The sequence below is a fragment of the Bacillus sp. SIMBA_005 genome, from assembly GCF_046535585.1.
In the GTDB taxonomy this organism is placed as follows: Bacteria; Bacillota; Bacilli; order Bacillales; family Bacillaceae; genus Bacillus; species Bacillus pumilus.
Genome location: NZ_JAWRWI010000248.1, coordinates 1 through 284, shown reverse-complemented (window position 1 = coordinate 284; position 284 = coordinate 1). Strand labels below are relative to the sequence as shown.

Below are 284 nucleotides of genomic sequence, written 5' to 3'. Positions count from 1 at the left end.
CCCGCCTCGTCGGCGATGTCTCGGACCGTCGTGGCGGAGTACCCGCGCTTGGCGATCAGGCGCGCGGCGATCGAGATGATCTGGTCGCGGCGTTCGGAGCTCTGCTCCTGCCGCCCTCCGCTTTTGGTCGTTGCCATTGCTGCTCCTTCACAGAGATTGTCACAAGCGCTTGTTCAAGTGTGCCGCATGTGAGCGTTTTCCCGAAACATCCACTCGGAGTGTACGCATGATATTGGAAAGGACGTCCATGACAGTCTCGGAAGCCACGACAGTGCCCGCCCTCC

The 284-nt window shown here is 61.3% G+C and carries 1 protein-coding gene; it reads right to left on the bottom strand.

The features are described from left to right. On the bottom strand, positions 1-137 hold a 137-nt coding region (locus tag SB660_RS19965), incomplete at its 3' end, for a helix-turn-helix domain-containing protein (RefSeq protein WP_410584023.1). Positions 138-284 lie beyond the last annotated feature (147 nt).